The organism is Streptomyces tamarix, assembly GCF_032423885.1.
Taxonomy (GTDB): Bacteria; Actinomycetota; Actinomycetes; order Streptomycetales; family Streptomycetaceae; genus Streptomyces; species Streptomyces tamarix.
Genome location: NZ_JAWCTQ010000010.1, coordinates 122164 through 142575 on the forward strand (window position 1 = coordinate 122164; position 20412 = coordinate 142575).

A 20412-nucleotide genomic window follows, 5' to 3' on the forward strand; every position below is an offset into this window, starting at 1 on the left:
CGGCGCCGGGGAACGGCGCGAGGCCCGCACCCCAAGGTGCGGGCCCCGGCGGCGTCGAAACGCCTCGTCGTCAGGCGGGGACGATGTTCTCCGCCTGCGGGCCCTTCTGGCCCTGCGTCACGTCGAAGGTGACCTTCTGGCCTTCCTGCAGCTCGCGGAAACCGTTGGTCGCGATGTTCGAGTAGTGGGCGAACACGTCCGCGCCGCCACCGTCCTGCTGGATGAAGCCGAAGCCCTTTTCCGCGTTGAACCACTTCACTACGCCAGTAGCCATGATCTATTCTCCTCACGGGGAATTTCTGGACCCGCACTGTGCGAGCCTCGCGTCGCCGCGATGATTGCCCCGCGCCGGATCAAGAGAACCGGCCACACAAAAGTGCTCCTCCGCCGTGGGGCGAGGGGGCACTTTGAAGCTCTGGGAACCACAACTGCAACTGGCTACGACACTAGCACGCGGATTTCGCATCCGCACGGAATTCGGGCGGGAAGTTTTCCCGCCGGAGTAAATGTGCTGCCCCGCCCGGCGGGAATCTGCAGCGGCCGGAATAGACATTCGTCACTCGTGGCGGCTACGGTTCCCGCGCGGGGTGCGTGGCCGTCCGTGCGGCCGGCCTCGCCCGGACGCCCAGGACGAAAGGCGCGCATGGCTCCAGGAGCGCGGCGCAACCCCGCCGACAACCTCGACAACGACGACTACCCGGCCTACACCATGGGCCGCGCCGCGGAGCTGATCGGCACCACGCCGGCCTTCCTCCGCGCGCTCGGCGATGCGCGGCTGATCACCCCGTTGAGGTCGGAGGGCGGCCACCGCCGGTACTCGCGCTACCAGCTGCGGATCGCCGCACGGGCCCGCGAACTCGTCGACCAGGGCACCCCCATCGAGGCGGCCTGCCGGATCATCATCCTGGAGGACCAGCTGGAGGAAGCCCAGCGGCTCAACGAGGAGCTGCGGAACCGGCAGGCACGGCCGCGGACCGGACCGGGCGAACCCGGCGAACCCGGCGGCCTGGCGGGCTGACCGAGCCCGGTGGCCGGGCAGGCCCGGTGGCCTGACGGGCCGGGCGTGCGGGCCGGGCCGGGTGGGCCGGGTGTGCGGGCCGGGTGTACCCGGTGGCTGGGCGGTTTGACGTGCGGGCCGAGCCGGGCGGCTGGCCGAGCCCGGTGCCTGACAGACCGGGCGTGCCCGGTGGCTGGGCAGGCCCGGTGACCGGACGGTCTGACGTGCGGGCCGAGCCGGGTGGGCCGACCGAGTTGGGTGACCGGGCGGGTGGCCCGAGCTGGGCGGGTTGGGCGGGTCCGACGGCTGGGCGTACGAAGCCGAGCCCGGTGACCGGACGATCTGACGTGCGGGCCGAGCCGGGCGGCTGGCCGAGCCCGGTGCCTGACAGGCCGGGCGTGCCCGGTAGCTGGGCAGGCCCGGTGGCCTGGCGGGCTGACCGAGCCCGGTGACCGGACGGTCTGACGGGCCGGGCGTGCGGGCCGAGCCGGGTGACGCGGGGTGCGGGGCGCACGGAGGCCGGGAGGTTGCGGCGCGCCCGCACCGCACGGGGCCTGTCCGAACGGATACCTCTCCGGACGCGGGCCTGTCCGAACGGGGAGCCTGTCCGGACGGGCGGCCCTCACCGGTCACACGGCGTGCTCGTCGCTCTGTCCGCAGAGCCACGCCAACGCGTCGTGCACCCCCCGTACGTACGCACGGTTCTCCGGCGGGCACGCCGGGTCGTCGAGCAGCACCGCGGCGGCGTCCGCCTCGGCGGTCAGCCGCCACAGGTCCGGCACCTCGCGCGTGGGCACCCCCGTGACCGGCCCGTGCCCCTCGCGGGCCAGCGCCCACCGGTAGGCGTCGGCGGCGCCCTCGGACACCGCGCCGGAGGGTTCGGGCCGTCCTTCCCGTACGGGCTTCCGCTCGGCGTCCCGCGACGCTTCGCGGTCCGGTGCCCGCGCCGGTCCGTCGGCGGGGTCCCGTCGCGCCGAGCCCCGGGTGGCTCCGGCGGCGAGGGCCCGATACGCCGACTCGACCTCGTCCGCGGGGCGGACACCGATCCGGCTCGCTCGTGCTCGCGTTCGCGTCACATGGCGGGTCGTCATACGCGTACACCCATCCTCATCGCTCGCGGCTACGTGTCCCTGGCTCCCGGGTCCCCTGGTTTCCGCGGGATATACGCGCCGCCGGCGACCGGAGGCGGGGACGGCCGTGCCGACGCGCCCGTCGCCGGGCCCCCCGTCGCCGGGGCGCGCTCCGTACGGCGGGCGGCACAGTTCGCCGGGCGGCCGGTCGCTGAGCGGGGTGGGACGGGACGGCGAGCGACGCGAAGGGGTCGGACCACGGCCGGCGGGGTGGTCCGGTGAACCGGGTGTTCGACGGGGCCGTCGGAAGAACAGCGGGGTCGCACCGGGCGGCCCGGCGGGTCGTGTGACCGGGGCGCGGCCACCCGAGGCCGGCACCGAGGAACGGACCGGTCCCGGCCCCCAGCCACCGAGGACGGCGGCCGGGGCGGGCGGGAGCGATGTCGGTGGGCGACCGGACGACGGGCAGGGACGGCCCGGCGGCGGCGGACGGGGACGGCCCGGCGGGGGTGGCGGGCAGTTCGGCTGCGGCGGACGGGAGCAGTGGCGGCTCGGCGGTGGACGGGGAGGGTTCGGCGGAGGCAGGCGGGAACGGTGGCGGCTCGATGGTGGGCAGGGTCGGTTCGGCGGCGAGCGGGGTCGGCTCGACGGGAGACGGAGGCGGCCCGGCCGGGGTGGGCGGCTGGGGTTCCAGGGGGCTCCGCGTCGAAGCGGAGTACGCACCGGGGCGGGCCCCGGCGGGGCCGGCGTCTCCCGGAGCGGCTTCGCACCCGAGGCGGGCGGCTCCTCCGCGGATGGCCCGTACAGGGCGGGCAGGGGTGGCTCGACAGCGGATGGGAAAGACCTGACGACAGACGGGAACGACCCGACGACGGACGGGAACGGCTCGACGGGAGAGGGGGACGGCCCGGCGGGGCGGGTGGCCGAAACCCGGGGGGCTCCGCGCCAGGGCCTCGCGGTGGCCCTCGGCGGAGAGCCGCCGGGTGGGTGACCGGGGTCCCAGGGAGCTCCGCGCCGGGGGCGGGTCCGGGCCGGTCGTCGGCGTCTCCCGGGGTGGCTTCGCGCCACGGGCGGGGTGTCTCCTCGGCGGTCGGCTCGTCCCGGGCGGGGCCGGTGGGGGGCCTTTTCGGGGGCCACGGGGCTTTCGCCCCGGGGTCGCCGCGAGCTGCGCGCCGCTCCGGTCGACGTGGCCCGGGCACCGAGCGCATGGTGGTTGCTAGGACCGGCGAACGCTCTCCGAACTTTTCCCGGGAAGCGCTGGACAAGCCTCGCATCACACCTCTGACCAGCGCCACCGTTCCTCCGGCGGGCACGCGGTACGGCGAAAGGGGTGCGGCCATGACCGGCTGGGCATCATGGACGACGGTCAACGTCTTCGCGGGGACGGGCGGTGTCCGTACCGTCGAACTGGGAGTGCTCACGGGGAACCTGAGCGTGCACACCACCTGGTACGGCACCGAGGCGGACGTCGCGGTCCAGTACAGCGGCGGTTCCGACTGGTACACGATGAGCGGCAGCCCCGTGCCGTGCCACTCCGAGGAGGAGAGCCGCGCGCTGCACCAGGCGGCCGTGGAGGCCGTGCAGGAGGGCGGCGGCGCGGTCCTGAGCCACCCGACGTACCACCGCCGGACCGGCTGACGGTCCGGCGCCCCCCGGACCGGCTGAACCCCGGACCCGCACGGCGCCCCCGGACCCGCACACCAGCGCCGGACCGGTCGGACTCGCGAACCGGTTGGCCCCTGGGTCGGCCCGGCGCCCGGCTGCGCGGGCCCCGGGCCTCCCGGGCGTCCGGCCGTGACGGGACGCACCCCGGCGGCCCGTCCCCCGGCGTACGGGTGACGGGCCCGGTGCGTCACACCGTCGTCTCGACCGGAGCCCCGGCGGTTGACCCCCGGCTCAGTGGCGCACCGTCAGGGGCCGTCGTCCGCTCCCGTACGTCTCGGTGATGACGCCGCGTGGTGCCGTAGCACTCAGGTATGACGCGCTGCCCACACATGGGCGGACTCGTGGAACCTTTGTTCGCCCATACCGTCTTGACCGGTAAGAACTGGACCGGCGAACGGAAGTGACAGTGAGTCAGACAGTGGAGACGGCGGGTTCGGCGGTGCGGGGGAAGGCGTTCGCGCCCGAGTACCAGGGGGCCCTCGGGTCGCTGTCGGTGAACTCGTCGCTGACCGAGGTCCTGGAGCGCGGCGTCCGGGAGCTGCGGGCCGCCGAGGCCGCCGGGGAGCACCGGGAGGCGGCGCGGTGCGGGCTCGCGGTCGCGGAGGCGTACCGGCGGCTCGGGCGCGTCGAGGACGCCGACCGGGCGTGGAAGGCCAGTTACCGGGCCGCCCGGGACGCCGGGGACGCGGGCGCCATGGCGTGGGCCCTGTGGAGCGGCGGCACCCTCGCCCGGCAGCGCGGCGCCCTCGCCCTCGCGTACCGGCTGCTGCGGCTCGCGGCCGAGCTGGGCGAGCGCGGCGGGGACGTCGTCGTGCGCGGGTACTCCCTCGCGGGGCTCGCCGAGACCGGGCGGATACAGGGCGACTACCAGGCCGTCGGCGAGCTCCACGAGCAGCTCCTCGCCGAGGCCCGGCGGCGCGGCGAGGCCCGCCACACGGTGTGGGCGCTGGAGGGCATCGCCCAGATGCACCGCAACACCGGCTCGTACGACACGGCGCTGGCCCTGTTCGAGGAGGCCGCCGAGACCGCCGGGCGGGCCGACGACCGGCGCGGCTGGGCGTGGGCGCTGCGCGGGATCGCCGACGTGGTGTCCGTACGGGACGGGGACGCGGAGCGGGCGCTGCGGCTGCTGTCGGAGGCCGAGGCCGTGTGCCGCGACATGGGGCTGTCGAGCGCCCTGGCCTACAACCACAAGATGCGCGGCAACGTCCTGTACCGGGCGGGGCGGTACGAGGAGGCGCGCGACACGTACGCGCGGGCGCTGGAGGAGTTCCGCGCCATGGACGAGCCGCGCGGTACGGCGCTGTCCCGGCTGGGCCTCGCCAAGTCCCGCGCCCGGCTGGGCCGCGACACCGCCGAGACGGCCGCCGAACTGGCGGAGCTGCGCGGCGCCCTGGACCGGATCGGGTTGCGCCACTCCCGCGACATGGTGGAGAAGGCCGCCGCCGAGCTGGGCGTGGGGCCGTTGCCGGCCGACGGGGAAGGGGGGACGCGGCGATGAGCCCGACCCCGACTTCACCGGCCCTCCCGACCCCCGCGACTCCCCCGGCTTCACCGGCTTCACCGGCTTCCGCTGCCCTTCCAACTCCCGCAGCCCTCCCAGCTTCACCGGCTCCTACGGCCCTCCCGACCCCTCCCGCTTCTCCGGCCCTCCCGACCCCTCCCGCTCCTCCGGCCCTCCCGACCCCTCCGGTGGTGACGGCTCCTCCGGTGGTGACGGGCGCGGGCGCCCTGCCCGGGGGCTCCGGTACGGACGTGGCCACCGGCGCGCACGCCGACGCCGCCGCCCTCCTCCTGCGCTGCCGGGCACTCGTACGGCCCGCGCTCACCGGGGCCGTCGGACGGCTGCACCCGTGGACCGGGGAGATGGCCGCGTTCTCCCTCGGCTGGAGCGACGTGACCGGTACGCCCGAGCCGGGCGCCTCCGAGGGGAAGGGCGTCCGGCAGGCCCTCGCCGTGCTGGGCGCCGAGGCGGTCGGCGCCGACGGGCGGGTCGCCGTGGCGGGCGCGGTGGCCGTGGAGCTGGTCCACGCGTTCTCGCTGCTCCACGACGACATCATGGACGGCGACGCCGTGCGCCGGCAGCGCGAGACGGTGTGGAAGGCGTACGGCACCGGCCCGGCCGTCCTCGCCGGTGACGCCCTGTTCGCGCTCGCCGTGCAGTCCCTCGCGGAGGTGCCCGGCGCGCACACCGGCCCGGCCCTGCGGCGCCTGAGCGGGACGCTCACCGACCTCGTGCGCGGCCAGGCGGAGGACCTGTGCTTCGAGGACCGCCCCTGGACGGGCCCCGGCGCGGTGCGGCCCGACGCGTACCGGATGATGGCCGAGCACAAGACCGGCGCCCTCCTCGGTTGCGCGGCCGCCCTCGGGGCGCTGCTCGGCGGGGCGCCCGACGCGACGGTCACCGCCCTGGACCGGGCCGGCCGGCACCTGGGCGTGGCGTTCCAGGTGGTCGACGACCTGCTGGGGATCTGGGGCGACCCGGCGGCGACCGGCAAGCCCGTCCACGGCGACCTGCGGCGGCGGAAGAAGACGTACCCGGTCCTGGCGGCCCTCGCCGCCGGCACACGAGCCGCCCGCGAACTGGCCGCCCTGCTCGACGCGTCCGGCCCGGCCGGGCCCCTCGACGACCGCGCCGCCGCCCGCGCCGCCGAGCTGGTCGAGCGGGCCGGCGGGCGCGACGCCGCCCTGGACGAGGCGCGGCGGCACCTGGACGCCGCCCGCCGCTCCCTGCGCGGCGTGCCGCTCGCCCCCGGGGCAGCCCGCGACCTCGACGCGCTGCTGGCGTTCCTGCTGCACCGCGCGGTGTGAGGCGCCTCCCCGGTGCCCGTGCCGGGTCCTGCCCCGGCACCCGCCCCGGCGTCCGTCCCGGCACCCGCCCCCGGTCCCGTCCCGGCGTCCGCCGCGCCGTGTGAGGCGTCCGGCGGCGGGGCCGGGGCGGGCGGACCCGACGTCACCGGAAAGCGCCCGCCCCGGTTTCGCGAAGGCACGGTGCGAGCCGTCGCAAAGGGCCGGATACACGCCCGGCGCAAACGGCCCGGAAACACGGGGGCGTACCGGCGCATTCGAGAGTGAAAGCGCCCCTGTCCGCACTTCCGCACGCCCTTCCGAGGTCATGGAAAAGGCCCGGGACATCGGCTTTTCTGGAAGATGTCCGCTTGCTGCTGGGCGAACAGGGGAAATGCGTCACCCTCGGCCATCTCATAGCACTTCCCGGGGCTGACCACACCGTCCGCGGCATCGCCGCCGACGGCATGTGCCGCCGAATTCCGAAGGTGAGCAGGTAAGCCGCCAATCCAGGGATGCGATTTTATGATTGCTGAAACACTGACGGTCGGGTCCGACTTCTTCGCCCCCCGCGCGGCCATCGACGACCTCTTGTGTGAATTCCTGACGGAAAAGGCGGACACCGCTTCCGTGCCCCGTCAGGCGGCGCTGGCCATGCTGCTGCGCGATTTCCTCAACGCGGGAAAGCGGGTCCGCCCGTTGCTCTGCGTCGCCGGATGGCGTGCGGCGGGCGGCGGGGAGGACCCCGCGCAGGCCGTCAGACTGGCCGCCTCCATCGAACTGGCGCACGCCTGCGCCCTGATCCACGACGACATCATGGACGGCGCCCGCAGCCGCCGCGGGCAGCCCACCGTTCACCGGCGGCTGGCCGACCACCACCACCTGCCGTCGATGGCGGAGCAGTTCGGGATCAGCGGCGCCATCCTGGTGGGCGACCTCGCCCTCGTCTGGTCCGACGAACTCCTGCACACGACGCTCATGCCCGAGGCCCACCGGGTCGCCGTGCTGCGCTGTGTCGACCTCGCCCGCAGCGAGCTGATCGCCGGGCAGCACCTGGACCTCCTGACCACCGGTGACCTCGGGGTGGACATCGAGACGGCGCTGACCGTCGTCCGCTACAAGACCGCCAAGTACACGGTCGAGCGCCCCTTGCAGGTCGGAGCCGCGCTGGCCGGCGCCGGGCAGCAGGTCATGGACGCGTGCAGCGCCTACGGCGTCCCCCTCGGGGAGGCGTTCCAGCTCCGGGACGACGTCCTCGGGGTCTTCGGGGACCCGGACCGGATGGGCAAGTCGCACCTGGACGACCTGCGCGAGGGGAAGTGCACCAGCCTCGTCGCCCACGCCATGCGCACCGCCTCGCCCGCCCAGGCGGGCCGGCTGCGCGCGCTGATCGGCAACCCCCGCCTGGGGGAGCCGGAAGCGGCCGAGGTACGCGACATCCTCACCGACACCGGGGCCCGGTCCGCGGTCGAACAGATGATCGAGGAGAGGTACCAGCAGGCCCTGAGCGCCCTGGCCTCGGCGCCCTTCCCCGCCGACGTGGTCCGCACGCTGGTGAACGTGGCGGAGGCGGCCGTGCGCCGAACGGCGTGAGCACGGAGGCGGACGGACACGCACCCGCCCGCGCAGGAAGCCGGGAATCCAGGAAGCCAGGGGCCGGAGAACCGGAGAAGACCGGAGAACCGGAGAACCGGAGAGCCAGGGAGTACGGGGTCGAGCGATGACGACGATGACGACGGGCACGCGCAGGACGGTGTGGCAGGCCGTCCGGCGGGAGATCCACCTGAGCTGGCTCTTCATCCGCTCCGACCGCTGGACCACCGTCTTCCCGGCCACCTGCTTCGTCCTGGCGGCCGTCGTGCACGTGCGGATGCCCCTGGGCGAGGCCGCGGTGACCGTCGCCTCGGGCGTGCTGTACTTCTGGTTCTTCGTCTACGAGCACACCCTGGCCAACCAGCTCGTCGGCGTCGAGGAGGACCGCGTCAACAAGCCCCTCCGGCCGCTGGTCAGTGGCCGGTGCAGCATCCGGGGCGCCCGGACGCGCCTGATCGCCGTCCGCGTCCTCTTCCCCGTCTACGGCTACTGCCTGGGCGTGCTGGAGTGGGCCCTGATGTGGCAGCTCCTCTCGGTGCTTCAACACGAGTGCGGGTGGGGCCGCCACTGGCTGGGCAGGAACCTCTACGCCGGGATCGGGGTCGTCGCGCAGCTCGCGGCGGCCTGGGAGATCGCCGCCCCCCTCACCCCGGACGCCTGGCGCTGGATCGTGACCCTGATGGTCACCGTCACCCTCCTCATGTCCGTCCAGGACCTCCGCGACATCACCGGCGACCGCGCGGTCGGCCGCTCCACCATGCCGCTGGTCTTCGGCGAGCGGAACACCCGGATCTTCCTGTGCGTCGGCTTCGCCGTCGGCCCCGTCGCCATCCACCACTTCCTGATGGCGCCCGCCGGCCCGCACTGGTGGATCGTCGCCACGGACGTCGTGCTGTGCGGGCTGAGCCTGCTGCTGGCGGTACGGGTGGTGCTGCGGCGCGGGCAACCGGCCGACCAGCACACCTACCGGCTGGTGGAGCAGTGGTACACCCTCGCCCTCGCCGCCTCCCTCTACACCCTTCGCTGACCGGGAAAGGCACGACGTGCAGCCGGAATCGACGGAACGGCGGCCGCGGCTGCGGATCAGCGGCGTGTGGAAGGCGTACGGCCGCAGGCAGGTCCTGCGCGGCGCCGACCTCGACGTACCCGCCGGGGCGCTGGTCGGGATCGTCGGCGAGAACGGCGCCGGCAAGAGCACGCTCCTCCAGATCGCCGTGGGGCAGCTCGCGCCCGACCGGGGCACGGTGGTCCGGAGCGGGGCGGTGGGGTACTGCCCGCAGCGGGCCGTGCTGAACGACTCGTTCACCGTCGGGCAGCACCTGCGGCTGTTCCAGGTGGCCTACCGGCTGCCGACGCTGGAGCGCGCCCACGAACTGATGGACCTCCTGGGGTTCGCCGACTGCGGGCGGCAGCGGTCCGCAGAGCTCAGCGGGGGGACGCGCCAGAAGCTGAACCTGCTGCTCGCGCTGATGCACGACCCCCAGCTCCTGGTGCTGGACGAGCCGTACCAGGGCTTCGACTGGGACACCCACCAGCGTTTCTGGGCCCTGGCCACCCGGCTGCGCGACGAGGGCCGGTCGATCGTCGTGGTCTCGCACCTGCTGCACGACCTGCACCACTTCGACGCGGTCGGCCACCTGCGCGAGGGCCGGCTCGACATCGAGGAGCTCACCCGATGAGACGTCACCCGACGGCGTTCACCGAGATGCTGCGCTGCACCCTGCTGGGCCACGTCCGCAACCGGACGGCCATGCTCCTGGCGGTCGCGTTCATCCCCGGCTGGATCGCCGTGGCGCGCCTGTGCGCCTCGGACCGGCCGGTGCGCTTCTCCCTGGACTCCGTCGGCGTCGACGTCCTCGCCCCGGCGAACCACGTCAGCCAGGTCGCCAACGCCCTCGCCGCGGTCACCCTGGTCACCGGGTTCATGATGTTCATGGAGACGTTCAAGGCCGGGAAGACGGACCGCCGACTCCTGCTGGCCGGCTACCCCCGGCTCCCCATACTGCTGGCGAAGGTCGCCGCCGTCGCCCTCGTCGCCGCGCTCCTCGCCCTGTACACCACGGCCGTGCTGTGGGGATCCCTGCCCGTACGCCAGTCGGGGCCCCTCGCCCTCGCCGTCCTCGGCGCCGGCCTCGCGTACGGCGGGATCGGCCTCCTGCTCGGCTCGGTGGTCCGCGGCGAACTGGAGGGCTTCTTCCTCGTCATCATGCTCAGCCTGGTCGACACCGGGCTGCAGAACCCGGTGCTCAACGTCGTCGACCTGGCCGGCCTGACCGCGCTCCCCCTGTACGGCGCGAACCAACTGGCGCTGGCCGCGGCGTTCACCTCCCCCGTCCCCTGGTCCCACGCCCTGCTCTCGCTCGCCTGGTCCGCCGCGACCAGCGCCCTGGCCCTGCTCGTCTTCCAGGCCCGAGCCCGCTCCCCCCGCGGGCCCCGCGGACCCCGCGGGTCCCGTGCGGTCCCGGAGGGCGGAGCCCCCGTGCCGGTGGCCTCCCGCTGACGGGGGCGCCACCGGGCCCTGTCAGCGGGAGGCCGGGTCCTACCGGCGAGATCGGGTCCTACCGGCGAGGCGAGGGGGTCTCCGGGCCCGGCCGCGTCCCGCCGGGCGCCGGGTCGGCCGCCACGGCTCCGTGGCCCTGGTGCCGGACGTAGCGGCCCAGTGCCATCAGGGGGAAGACGTGCCGGTAGCTGCCGTACCACGCGGCCACGGCCCGGGGGACGAGCGTGCCGGTGAACTGCGGTTCCTCCCAGGTGCCCCGGTCCGTCTGCCGCTCGGTCAGCCAGCGCACCCCGTCGCGGACCGCGGCGCTGTCGCGCTCCCCCGCGGCCAGCAGGGCGAGCAGCGCCCAGGCGGTCTGCGAGGGGAGGGACGGGCCGCGGCCGACGCGCCCCGGGTCGGCGTACGACTCCCAGTCCTCGCCCCAGCCGCCGTCCGCGTTCTGCACGGACGTCAGCCAGGTGACGGCGCGCCGGACGGCAAAGTGGCCGCCGGGGACTCCGGCGGCGACGAGGGCCGGGACGACGCAGCCCGTTCCGTAGACGTGGTTCACCCCCCACCGTCCGTACCAGGCGCCGCTGTCCTCCTGCTGGTCGAGCAGCCAGCGGACGGCGCGCAGGGTGCGGGGGTCGCGCCCCTTCCCGACGGCGGCCAGCATCTCCACCGCGTGGGCGGTGACGTCGGCGGTGGGCGGGTCGACGCAGAACTCGCCGTACTCGAAGAAGGGGAGCTTGCCGGGGAGGGCGCTGGTGTTGTCGGCGTCGAAGGCGCCCCACCCGCCGTTCCCGCTCTGCATGCCGAAGATCCACCGCACCGCCCTGCCCACCGCGTCGTCGACGCGCGCCTGGTCGGGGTGGGTGACGCGGCACAGCGCGAGGACCGCCTCGGCGGTGTCGTCGTTGTCGGGGTAGCTCCGGTTGTGGAACTGGAAGGCCCAGCCGCCGGGGGCGAGGCGGGGCCGCCGCACGGCCCAGTCGCCGGGCCGCTCGGCCTGTCGGGTGAGCAGCCAGTCGGCGGCCCTGACCAGCGCGGGGTGGTCGGTGGCCAGACCGGCGTCGAGCAGTGCGTTGGCGGCCAGGCAGGTGTCCCAGACCGGGCTGTGGACGGTCTGCACCTCCCGCACGTCGTCCTCGGGCCAGACGGCGCAGTCCTCCAGGAAGCCCCAGGCGGCCTTGAGCGCCGGGTGCTCCGGCGGGAGGCCGTGCAGGCGCAGGGCGAGGATCACCCACGTGGTCATCGGGGTGCACGCCCCCCAACTGCCGTCCGTCTCCTGGCGTTCGAGGAGCCAGCGGACGCACGCGTTGACCGCGGCCTTCCGCACCGAGCGGGGGCCGACCCTGCGGTAGGCGCGCAGCGCCGTGTTCACCCGGTGGAAGGCGCTCTCCCAGCCACCGGCCGGCGCCGGCGTACGCCCGGAGGACGTGGAGGCGCCGGCCGAGGCGGAGGCACCGGGCAGGGTGGAGGCGTCGGACGGGGTGGAGGCGTCGGACGGGGCGAAGAGCTCGTCGATGCCGAAGGGGGCCGGCCTCACGGGCCGGTGCGCGCTGATGACGCTGAGGGCCACGAGCGCCGGGCGCATGACGGCGCTGAAGGAGTAGATGTTCATGGGCGCCCACGCGGGCAGGGAGATGATCTCCGGGGGGATCTCGGGGAGGTCGTCCCAGCTCCACCAGCCGAACATGGCCAGCCACACGCGGGCCGTCAGTTGGCTGGCCCCGACGCCGCCCTGTTCGCGCACCCACGCCGCGCACCGGAGCATGTGCTCCTCGTCCGGGCGGTGCCCGGCGAGCCGGAGCGCCACGTACGCCTGGACGGTGGTCCCCAGGTGCCCCGCGCCGCCGAAGACGAGGGGCCAGGAGCCGTCCTCGCCCTGCTTCGACCGGATCCATCGGCCGCTCGCCGCGGCCACCCGCTCGTCCAGGACCCCCAGCAGTTGCCGCAGGAACAGGTCGTGGGCGTCATAGCTCACGTCCGTCCGGAAGGGGGCCTTCCACCACCCCTCGGCGTCCTGCTGGTCCAGCAGGCGGTCTGTGGCGCGCCGCACGGCGCGGCGGGCCGCCTCCTCCGTCCCGTCGGCCGGGGCGGAGGCGGACCTCGCGCCCGGGGCTCCTGTCGGGGGTGGACTCTTCGGTCGTGACGCGCCGTCCGCTGTCGTCGTCATGTCTTCCTGCACCCTCCGGTGGTCCGGAACTGTGTACGCCGCGCCGGCAGCCGCCACCCGCGGCGGAGAGTCGCCGGGACCGGGCGCCGCGGGTGCACCGCGGCACGGCGGCCCCTAGGGCGAACGCCACAAAGTAACCCGTAAGCGACGGTCGGTGACGCCCGTCACCCGGAGCGTCACCCGTCCGGACCACCAGGGGCCACGGCGGGCCGCGAGGGGCCCGGCAGACCGCGAGGTGCTTCGGCAGACCACGAAGGGGGACGAGGGGGGGCGACAGGCCCGAAGGGCCCGGCAGCCTCGGCAGGCCGCGAGGGGCGCGAGGTGCCCCGCCAGGCCGCGACGGGCCGAGAAGCCGCGGCGGGCCTCCGCCCCCGTCACGAACCGCGCCGCGGCGGCCCGCCGGGCCCGTGCGCGGCGCGCGGTGGGCCGCCGTGGCATGGCCCGGTGCGCGTCAGCGCCGGACAGGACGTACTGCGCCGGGTCGCGGCGGAGGCGGCGCGTTGGCTGGCCCCGGAGGGCGTCCTGCTGTTCGAGACGAGCGGGCGCCAGTCCGCCGAGGCGGTCCGCGTCCTCGCCTCCCGCGGCCTGACCCCGCGCGTGGAGACCGACGACGAGCGGTACGCGACGGTCGTGACGGGCACAGCCCCTTCGGCACACCCCGGCTGAGCCCGTCCGCCGCCCCGTCGGACTCCGAAGGTCCCGTGGTCGCGGAGGACTTCGTCCGCCTTCCGCCTTCCGTCCGGCGGCCGGACGCCACCGGACGGGAAACACCACCGACCGGTCGACTGCCCCGCCCGGCCGCTCCGGGCCACCCAGCCGGTGCGCCGCCTTCACCCGGACCGCCTTGACGAAGAGCCGACCGGCCAGAACGCAAGGGGGCATCGGCTTGCCGCGCACCGCGGCCGAACGGTTGCCGACAACCGGTCGTGCGGAACAGGAAGCCCCGACGGGAGGAGACCCGTCGGGGCTTCCGGCGTTCGCTCGGGCAGTCAGAAACGTACGCGTGCTTGTTTCGCCAGCGCGGTAAGCCGCGGGTTGCTGCGCTTGTGCTTAGAGGTGAGCACGCGGAGTAGTTCTTGAGCGGTCGGGTTTGTGCGCGCAAGTTGCGGCGCGATTTTCCACACTTTTTCCAATTCTTCGAGAGCGCGCTCCCGGTCGTTGAGAGCAAGTCTTGACCGGGCCGCACTCATGTGCAGATGGCTTGTTCGCGTGGGGGGAAGAACCAGCTTCCCCGCCCTTTCGATCCGTTCTAGGTCGTCCATCGTGGCGAACACGTCTGCATGCCGATCGAGGTCAGCGGATGTGGCAATTACGTGTACTGCGGTATTCTGCGGGCCGAAGTGAATACCTAGACGGTTCACATCCTGGCTGAAATTCTCGGAAATCTGCCACGCTTTCGCGATATGGCGGTCTGCGGTTCGACGATCTCTCAGGCGCCCCGCAAGGGTGAGCCCGCGAAGGTGGAGGATGCCGAGGGCATACGCCCTTTCGGGGCCATCCCCGGCTGTGCTCTCCACCCTCACAAGGCCCCGGTCAACCACGGCCAGGCCGTCCTCGAAGTCTCCATGATTCAGATGCACACCCGCTTCGTCGCGGGCGGCGACGGCGAGAGTAAGCGGATCGGCTTGCTGCGCGGCGAGCTTCTGTTTCGTCACCGCCAAGTCGGCAAGCGTCATCCACCGATGGCGAGCGGCGAGCCAATATACGGCGGAATACGCCTCCGCAACCATGGACCATGCTTCGGGCGTGTTTGTCGCGTGCGCGTAATTCGTCGCCGCCGAGACCAATTCAGGCAGGCCCTCCAGGACTTCCCGGAGTTTAGCCTTTCCTCGCAGCGCGACCATCTCGGCAAGGCGGCTGCGCAGCTCCGGTTCGCCCATCTCGGGCGGGTGTGCCAAGTCGAAACGCCTAATAGCGCTATTGAGTGCCCGGAGCTTGGATTCGTCTTCGGTCTGGACGGGAACTTTGCCGTTGACTACTTCGAGGCCAACGCCCAAGGCTTGAGCCAGTGCTGCCGCAACCCCCTGCGTGAGCGCGCGTTCCCCGCGTTCGATCTTCCCTAGAAGGCTCTTCGAGACTCCGGCCCTGGCGGCTAGCTGGTCCTGTCCCCAGCCCCGTTCCTTGCGGAGCACGGCGACGTTGGCCCCGGGCCCCGGCACTTCGATGATCGCACCCATGCTTGTGCTTCCGATCGACGTCGTGGGTCTCCATCGTCTCAGGATTCGCATTCCCCGGCCCTGGACGTTGTGCACTTCCTGTGCACTTTCGCTGTGTACGCGCACCGTTAGATAGGCGTCACACCCAGTCAGCGAGAGGGGAAACGGATGGAACCGCGCTCACGCCGTCCTTCCGGCGGCGCGTGTACGGAAACCGCCCTGGCATCGAGGACTACACCGGTCAGGCTGGAGCCCATGCCCGTCGAGGGCTGCAAGACGTGCGGCGTCCTGGCGGCGGCACGGTACCGATCGCGCGGTAGCGCTGTGACGGTTCGGAGCCTGAGGGATCAGATCGGGAACCGCCCGCGTCGGCGGGCGACCGACGGGAGGCCGGTGTGACGGCCACCGTGACGTTCCAGGTGGGGGACTTGGTCAAGGACCTCACGCGTAACACGTTCGGCAGGGTCCGACGCCAGGAGCTGGGCGTCCTGATCCTTCAGAACCGGGTCGGGTACATCTGGCGGGCCATGCCCGGACGCTGCAAACTGGTCAAGCTGGCCGAGCTGGATTCGGATCCGTTGCGGTACCCACCGAACACCGTGCCCCTCACCATCACGCCCCTGGACGTGCGGCGGGGCGACTGGGTGAGGGTGGAGGACGGGAACGTCTACCAGGTCGAGGACATGCGCGCCCACGGCGCCGGTGGCCGGGTGCTGCACCTGGCCGGCTGGCCCCGACCCTGGGTCATGACGCCCGGCTCGCGGCAGGTGTACCGACCGACGTGATCGGAAACTGCTGGTACGGATTCACCCTCCCCGAGGGAACCACGACGGACATCACCGAACGGTGGCGCGAACCACCGGGGGTGGGACCGGTCTTCTGCCTGGAACCGGGCGGACACGACGCACCGCACCGGGCCTGCGTGATCAGCCTGACCGTGGGAGCGGTGTGGGTGGAGTGGACGAAATGGGGCGGCCCGGAACCACGGGTCCTCCTGCTGGCCGACTGCCCGGCGACGAGCCCCGACCGCATGGACGCATGCTCCATGTACGACGAACACCAAGGACCACACACCTGGGAGAGAACCTGAACGACCCCTCCTGCACACCCCACCCCGCCCCCGCTGGGAAACGCACCACATCCCCCTCCGGGCCCCAGCGGGAACGGCTTCCACACAGCAGTCTGGATTCCCGGTACGCGCCGACGGGGGTGTCGCTCGTGACGGCCTTCGGCCGGTCTACCGCACCCGCTCCAGCCAGCCGCCCGGGTGGCACGTCAGTCCGTACCGCTCCAGGTCGCGCCGCTGCCGGAAGCCCGCACCGTCCGAGCCTGCCAGCCAGTCCCGCACGGCGGGCCGGACGCCGCCCGGCATGCCCGGCGGCCTCAGCTCCGGCACGTCGACGATGCCGTCCTCGACCAGGAAGAACCCGCCGACCGGCACCAGCGGCGCGAAGTTCCGCAGCGCGGCCGCCGTCGTGTCGTACGTGTGCAGGGTGTCCTCGACGACCAGGCAGCGCGCCCCGGCCGGGAGCGCCTCGCGGGTGCGCCGGGCCGCGTCCGGGTCGGTGATGTCGCCCTCCAGCAGCGTGATGCCGTCCTCGTACGACGGGTCGGCGGCCGACAGGGCGGCGCGCGCCTTGTCCTGGCTCAGGTCGAGCGTGACGACCCGGACGTCGCGCGGCACGCGGCCGTACCCGGCGAGGGCGCGCAGCCGGTCGCGGAACCACAGCGCGGACCCGCCGAAGTGCGTGCCCAACTCCACGACGACCTGGCTGCGGGAGAGCCACATCAGGTGCTCCAGCATCCGCAGGTCCTCGGGGAACTTCTTGATCCGCACCCCGGCGTAGACGTCGCGGACGTGCTGCCGCTCCCGTGCCCTCCAGTACGCGCGGACGTCGCCGTCCAGCGCCGCCTCCACGCGCGGCGGCAGCGCGTCGTCGCCTTCCGCGCGACCCGTGTGGTCTGCACGGCCTGTGTGTTCTACGCGGCCTGTGTGTTCCGTGCGGACCGTGCGCTCAGTGTGCTCCGCGTGTTCCCCGCGGTCCGCGGACTCCTCGGGCGCCTCCACGCTTCCGAGCGAACCACGCGCGCGGGCGGGTGTCTACGGTGCCTGGAGCGCCCAGCCGCGCGGGGCGGTGGCGTCGGGGGCCTGGAGGCTCAGCGGGGAGCCGTTCTCCGGGCCGGTGGGGGCCAGGGCGAGGCCCCAGCCCTTCAGGGTGAACGTGTGGGTGGCCGCGTCGGCGGACGGGGTCGGCACCCAGCGCTGGGCGTCACCGTCGACGCAGGGCCGCTGGACGACGGCGGCGCCGGGGCCGAGCGGGTCGGCGGGCTGGAGGCACAGGCCCGAGTGGACGGCCCGGATCCGGACGTGGCCGTCGCCGAGGTCGTCCAGTTGCCACTGCTGGTTGGGCTGGGCGTGGCGTTCCCAGGCGATGACGGGCGCGCCGTCGTGGGTGGCGCCGGACTGGACGTCGGCCGCCCGGCCGGTCGCGGGGTCGACCAGGACGAACGTTCCGGCGGGGACGGGCGGTCGCGTCGCGGAGGGGGTCGGGGTCGGCGCGGGGGCCGGGGCCGGGCTGCCGGAGGGCGCGGCGGCCGGGGTGGTGCCGGGGGCCGGGGCCGCCTCGGGCGCGTCCCCGCCGCCCAGGACGGCGCCGATCGCCAGGCCCGCGACCGCGCACACGGCGATCGCGGCGGCCACGAGCACCGCCCTGGGCAGGCCGCGCGTGCGGCGGGGCGCGGTCGGGCGCGGCAGCGGGTCGTCCTCGACGCGCGGCAACGGCCGCGTCGCCTCCACGGGCGGGGGGCCGTACGCGTCCACGGGCGGGGGCCCGTACGTGCCTACGGGCGGGGGCCCGTACGCGTCCGGCGGGTGGGTGCCCGCCGGGCGGGCGGACGACGGGTGGGTGGACGGGGACGGGGCCCCGTAGGGGTCCGGCGACGGGGAGTCGTACGGGTCCCGCGACGGGTACGCGGACGGGGAGTCGTACGGGTCCCGCGACGGGTACGCGGACGGGGAGTCGTACGGGTCCGGCGACGGGTACGCGGACGGGGGCGGAGGCCCGTACGGGTCCGGTGGCGGGTACGTGCCCCGGGTCGGCGGGAGGAGTTCCGTCGCCTCCGGGTCCCACCCGTGCGGGTCGCTGCCGTGTGGTCGCTGGTTCACCCTGTTCCTCGCCCTGGCCGTGCCGTCACTCGTCGCGCCGTCCGGCGACGGTACAGTGCGACGATCGTACGAATCGATCCGCGGGGGGCTCTCATGGCACTGTTCGGCAACGCGCACACCGTCGACCCGGCGAACGCGCAGCAGGAGTACGCGCGGCTCCTCGGCCCCGACGAGCGGGTGTACGCCGCGTTCCTGCTGATCCGCGACACGGTCCTGTTCACCGACCGCCGCCTGATCCTCGTCGACAAGCAGGGGATCACGGGCAAGAAGGTCGAGTACCACTCGATCCCGTACCGCAGCATCACGCACTTCTCGGTGGAGACGGCGGGCACGTTCGACCTCGACGCCGAGCTGAAGATCTGGATCTCCGGCAGCCAGGTCCCGGTCCAGAAGACGTTCACGAAGGGCGTCGACATCTACGAGGTGCAGGCGATCCTTACGCAGTTCGTGGCACGGTGACGGCGGCGCGCCGCCGCCGTCCCGGCCGGGGCGGGCCCCGTACGTAAGCTGGGCCGATCCAGCGTGGGCGCGCGGGTGACGCGGGCGGCGACGAGGCAGGCGGGCGCGGTGATGGCGGACGACCAGCGGTGGCAGATGCGGATCGGCGAGGTGGCCGAACGGACCGGCCTGTCGCTGCGCGCGATCCGCTACTACGAGGACGTGGGGATCGCCGCCCCGTCCGCCCGCACCAAGGGCGGTTTCCGGCTGTACACCGCGGCCGACGTGGAGCGGCTGCTGGTCGTGGGCCGGATGAGGCCGCTCGGCTTCACCATGGACGAGATGCGCGACGTACTGGCCCTCACCGACCGGCTGGGCGCGCCGGACGACCCGCCGTCCGGGGAGGAGCGGGAGCTGCTGCGGGCCCGCCTCGACGCGTACCGCGGGGCCGTCGAGGCGCGGTGCGAGGTGCTGCGCGTCCGGCTGCGCAGGGCCGAGGAACTCGCCGGGGCGCTGCGCGTCCACCTGGACCCGGTCGGCTGACCAGGCCGGCTGACCCGGTCGGGCGGGGCCGGGGTGAGCGGAGGCGGTCGGGGCCCGCCGGAGCGGTCGGGGAGCGCAGGGCTCGCGGGGGCGCGGGGTCAGGGTCCGGCGGCCGTCCCGGGCGGCTCGTCCTCCGTCCGCGCGGCGTCGATCAGCGAGAACGCCGCGTCCCACGGGTCCAACAGCGTCGCGGACCGGCCGGACGGGCCGTCCGCCGGCCCGGACACCACCTTGGCGCCGTGGGTCGTGGCCCGCCCGACCGCCGCGTCGACGCCGTCGACGGCGAAGTACACGCTCATGAACGGCGGCATGTCCGGCGGGAAGCCCTCCCCCATCCGCCTCCGGCCGAGCACCGGTTCGTCCCCGAGGCGGAAGACCGCGAGGTCCGCGCGCCCGTCCGCCGGACGCCTCACCGCGAACGGGAAGACGGCGGGGAAGAACGCGTCGGCCTTCGCGACGTCCCGCGTGACGACCTCCGCCCAGCGGTACGCGCCGGGCACGGACCGCGCCTCGAAGCCCCGGTGGTCCTCCGGCTGCCAGACGCCGAACGCGACGCCGTCCGGGTCGCGGGCGAGCAGCGCCGGCCCGGGCTCCCCGACCACCGCCGGCCCCGTGACGACCCGGCCGCCGTTCTCCCGCACCCTGCGCGCGGTGGCCTCCACGTCGGAGGAGGCGAAGTACAGGCACCAGGTGGACCACGGCGCCTCCTCGTCCCGGGACGGCAGGGGCGGGACGACGGCGGCGACCGCCCTGCCCCCGGCGTACGCCCGCGTGCGGTCGCCGTACTCCGCGACCTCCTCGTCGAAGGTCCAGCCCAGCACCTCACCGTAGAAGCCCTTGGCGCCCCCCAGGTCGGTGAACATCGCGTCCACCCAGACGGGCATGCCCTCGGGTTGTCCGGCCATGGCGGTCACCTCACGGGTCACGAGTGGTTTCCCTGGTCCGACTTGCCACGCTATCCACCGGTACGGGAGGGCGCGCGGCAGGTCCCGGGGCCCCGCGCGCGGACAGCGCGCGGACCACGCACGGCCGCATCCGGCCCACGCACAGCGCGGCGCGGCGCGGCTCAGCCCAGCTCGGCACGGCTCAACCCAGCCCAGCTCGGCACGACGCGACACGGCACGACGCGGCTCAGCCCAGCTCGGCACGGCGCGACGCAGCACGACGCGGCTCAGCCCAGCTCGGCGAAGGACTCGACCGCGTGTGCCCGGTCCGGCCGCTGGGCAGGACCCGGGCACACGCGTTCCCGCACGGGCAAGGGACTCCCCTCGTGGCCCCCTGTCCGTGTTTTTTCGAGTTAACAGTGACGTAGAGTGTTTGCGCAAGCCCGCTCCGGACC

Annotated in this window: 19 protein-coding genes and 1 pseudogene; 13 read left to right on the forward strand and 7 right to left on the reverse strand. The window is 74.1% G+C overall.

The annotated features are described in order from the left end of the window. Nucleotides 1-70: 70 nt before the first annotated feature. The gene (locus RND61_RS11020; protein ID WP_250335557.1) at nucleotides 71-274 is read right to left on the reverse strand and encodes a cold-shock protein; all 204 of its coding nucleotides are present in this window, start codon (nucleotides 272-274) and stop codon (nucleotides 71-73) included. A 369-nt stretch (nucleotides 275-643) separates the two neighbouring features. Between RND61_RS11020 and RND61_RS11025 the strand changes: the two genes are divergently transcribed. Continuing rightward, nucleotides 644-1018, forward strand: a complete 375-nt coding sequence (locus RND61_RS11025; RefSeq protein ID WP_315877674.1) for a MerR family transcriptional regulator — start codon at nucleotides 644-646, stop codon at nucleotides 1016-1018. Between the two features lie 608 nt (nucleotides 1019-1626). On the opposite strand, the gene RND61_RS11030 is transcribed toward RND61_RS11025, so the two are convergent. Then, nucleotides 1627-2088 carry a hypothetical protein gene (locus tag RND61_RS11030; RefSeq protein WP_315877675.1) on the reverse strand — a complete coding sequence of 154 codons (462 nt, stop codon included), beginning with the start codon at nucleotides 2086-2088 and terminating at the stop codon, nucleotides 1627-1629. A 1317-nt stretch (nucleotides 2089-3405) separates the two neighbouring features. On the opposite strand from RND61_RS11030, the gene RND61_RS11035 reads away from it, so the two are divergent. The 7 genes from RND61_RS11035 (at nucleotide 3406) to RND61_RS11065 (ending at nucleotide 10612) form a co-directional block, all read left to right on the forward strand. Further along, nucleotides 3406-3705 (forward strand): hypothetical protein, encoded by a 300-nt coding sequence (locus tag RND61_RS11035; protein ID WP_315877676.1) that lies wholly within the window; start codon nucleotides 3406-3408, stop codon nucleotides 3703-3705. Between the two features lie 433 nt (nucleotides 3706-4138). Continuing rightward, the gene (locus RND61_RS11040; RefSeq protein WP_315877677.1) at nucleotides 4139-5233 is read left to right on the forward strand and encodes a tetratricopeptide repeat protein; all 1095 of its coding nucleotides are present in this window, start codon (nucleotides 4139-4141) and stop codon (nucleotides 5231-5233) included. Nucleotides 5234-5445: 212 nt separating this feature from the next. Beyond that, nucleotides 5446-6543 (forward strand): polyprenyl synthetase family protein, encoded by a 1098-nt coding sequence (locus RND61_RS11045; protein ID WP_391653269.1) that lies wholly within the window; start codon nucleotides 5446-5448, stop codon nucleotides 6541-6543. A 501-nt stretch (nucleotides 6544-7044) separates the two neighbouring features. Further along, nucleotides 7045-8112, forward strand: coding sequence for a polyprenyl synthetase family protein (locus tag RND61_RS11050; RefSeq protein WP_315877678.1), 1068 nt, complete (start codon nucleotides 7045-7047; stop codon nucleotides 8110-8112). A 127-nt stretch (nucleotides 8113-8239) separates the two neighbouring features. Further along, on the forward strand, nucleotides 8240-9139 hold the full coding sequence (locus RND61_RS11055) for a UbiA family prenyltransferase (RefSeq protein ID WP_315877679.1): 900 nt from the start codon (nucleotides 8240-8242) through the stop codon (nucleotides 9137-9139). A 16-nt stretch (nucleotides 9140-9155) separates the two neighbouring features. Next, nucleotides 9156-9791 (forward strand): ABC transporter ATP-binding protein, encoded by a 636-nt coding sequence (locus tag RND61_RS11060; protein WP_315877680.1) that lies wholly within the window; start codon nucleotides 9156-9158, stop codon nucleotides 9789-9791. Next, entirely contained in the window at nucleotides 9788-10612 is an 825-nt protein-coding gene (locus RND61_RS11065; protein WP_315877681.1) for a hypothetical protein, read from the forward strand. Before RND61_RS11060 ends, RND61_RS11065 begins: the two co-directional genes overlap by 4 nt. 58 nt (nucleotides 10613-10670) lie before the next feature. Here the strand turns inward: RND61_RS11065 and shc are convergent, their stop codons facing one another. Continuing rightward, the gene (shc, locus tag RND61_RS11070; protein ID WP_315877682.1) at nucleotides 10671-12770 is read right to left on the reverse strand and encodes a squalene--hopene cyclase; all 2100 of its coding nucleotides are present in this window, start codon (nucleotides 12768-12770) and stop codon (nucleotides 10671-10673) included. 459 nt (nucleotides 12771-13229) lie between these two features. Here shc and RND61_RS11075 point away from each other — a divergent pair. Next, nucleotides 13230-13436: pseudogene (locus RND61_RS11075) on the forward strand (putative protein N(5)-glutamine methyltransferase); the annotation flags it as partial. A gap of 323 nt (nucleotides 13437-13759) precedes the next feature. On the opposite strand, the gene RND61_RS11080 reads toward RND61_RS11075, so the two are convergent. Beyond that, a complete protein-coding gene (locus RND61_RS11080) occupies nucleotides 13760-14947 on the reverse strand; it encodes a helix-turn-helix domain-containing protein (RefSeq protein ID WP_315877683.1) in 1188 nt (395 codons plus the stop codon). Nucleotides 14948-15321: 374 nt separating this feature from the next. Between RND61_RS11080 and RND61_RS11085 the strand changes: the two genes are divergently transcribed. Further along, nucleotides 15322-15711, forward strand: a complete 390-nt coding sequence (locus tag RND61_RS11085) for a hypothetical protein (protein ID WP_315877684.1) — start codon at nucleotides 15322-15324, stop codon at nucleotides 15709-15711. Continuing rightward, nucleotides 15708-16016, forward strand: coding sequence for a hypothetical protein (locus RND61_RS11090; protein ID WP_315877685.1), 309 nt, complete (start codon nucleotides 15708-15710; stop codon nucleotides 16014-16016). The genes RND61_RS11085 and RND61_RS11090 overlap by 4 nt, the downstream gene beginning before the upstream one ends. Nucleotides 16017-16163: 147 nt before the next feature. On the opposite strand, the gene RND61_RS11095 is transcribed toward RND61_RS11090, so the two are convergent. Together RND61_RS11095 and RND61_RS11100 are read right to left on the reverse strand one after the other, a co-directional pair. Beyond that, the gene (locus RND61_RS11095; RefSeq protein ID WP_315877686.1) at nucleotides 16164-16844 is read right to left on the reverse strand and encodes a CmcI family methyltransferase; all 681 of its coding nucleotides are present in this window, start codon (nucleotides 16842-16844) and stop codon (nucleotides 16164-16166) included. Between the two features lie 183 nt (nucleotides 16845-17027). After that, nucleotides 17028-18092 carry an RICIN domain-containing protein gene (locus tag RND61_RS11100; protein WP_315877687.1) on the reverse strand — a complete coding sequence of 355 codons (1065 nt, stop codon included), beginning with the start codon at nucleotides 18090-18092 and terminating at the stop codon, nucleotides 17028-17030. 93 nt (nucleotides 18093-18185) lie between these two features. Here RND61_RS11100 and RND61_RS11105 point away from each other — a divergent pair, with 93 nt between their 5' ends. Both RND61_RS11105 and RND61_RS11110 read left to right on the forward strand, forming a co-directional pair. Continuing rightward, nucleotides 18186-18551: a PH domain-containing protein gene (locus RND61_RS11105; RefSeq protein ID WP_315877688.1), complete on the forward strand. Its 366-nt coding sequence runs from the start codon at nucleotides 18186-18188 to the stop codon at nucleotides 18549-18551. A gap of 111 nt (nucleotides 18552-18662) precedes the next feature. Then, nucleotides 18663-19073 (forward strand): MerR family transcriptional regulator, encoded by a 411-nt coding sequence (locus RND61_RS11110; RefSeq protein WP_315877732.1) that lies wholly within the window; start codon nucleotides 18663-18665, stop codon nucleotides 19071-19073. A 98-nt stretch (nucleotides 19074-19171) separates the two neighbouring features. On the opposite strand, the gene RND61_RS11115 is transcribed toward RND61_RS11110, so the two are convergent. Beyond that, nucleotides 19172-19978 (reverse strand): VOC family protein, encoded by an 807-nt coding sequence (locus RND61_RS11115; RefSeq protein WP_315877689.1) that lies wholly within the window; start codon nucleotides 19976-19978, stop codon nucleotides 19172-19174. Nucleotides 19979-20412: the final 434 nt, after the last annotated feature.

What these genes read in the sequence shown, in the direction of transcription:
- RND61_RS11020 (WP_250335557.1), bottom strand. Translation starts at nt 274, where the DNA reads ATGGCTACTGGCGTAGTGAAGTGGTTCAACGCGGAAAAGGGCTTCGGC.
- RND61_RS11035 (WP_315877676.1), top strand. Translation starts at nt 3,406, where the DNA reads ATGACCGGCTGGGCATCATGGACGACGGTCAACGTCTTCGCGGGGACG.
- RND61_RS11115 (WP_315877689.1), bottom strand. Translation starts at nt 19,978, where the DNA reads ATGGCCGGACAACCCGAGGGCATGCCCGTCTGGGTGGACGCGATGTTC.
- RND61_RS11110 (WP_315877732.1), top strand. Translation starts at nt 18,663, where the DNA reads ATGGCGGACGACCAGCGGTGGCAGATGCGGATCGGCGAGGTGGCCGAA.
- shc (WP_315877682.1), bottom strand. Translation starts at nt 12,770, where the DNA reads ATGACGACGACAGCGGACGGCGCGTCACGACCGAAGAGTCCACCCCCG.
- RND61_RS11030 (WP_315877675.1), bottom strand. Translation starts at nt 2,088, where the DNA reads ATGACGACCCGCCATGTGACGCGAACGCGAGCACGAGCGAGCCGGATC.
- RND61_RS11080 (WP_315877683.1), bottom strand. Translation starts at nt 14,947, where the DNA reads ATGGGTGCGATCATCGAAGTGCCGGGGCCCGGGGCCAACGTCGCCGTG.
- RND61_RS11055 (WP_315877679.1), top strand. Translation starts at nt 8,240, where the DNA reads ATGACGACGATGACGACGGGCACGCGCAGGACGGTGTGGCAGGCCGTC.
- RND61_RS11050 (WP_315877678.1), top strand. Translation starts at nt 7,045, where the DNA reads ATGATTGCTGAAACACTGACGGTCGGGTCCGACTTCTTCGCCCCCCGC.
- RND61_RS11065 (WP_315877681.1), top strand. Translation starts at nt 9,788, where the DNA reads ATGAGACGTCACCCGACGGCGTTCACCGAGATGCTGCGCTGCACCCTG.
- RND61_RS11105 (WP_315877688.1), top strand. Translation starts at nt 18,186, where the DNA reads ATGGCACTGTTCGGCAACGCGCACACCGTCGACCCGGCGAACGCGCAG.
- RND61_RS11025 (WP_315877674.1), top strand. Translation starts at nt 644, where the DNA reads ATGGCTCCAGGAGCGCGGCGCAACCCCGCCGACAACCTCGACAACGAC.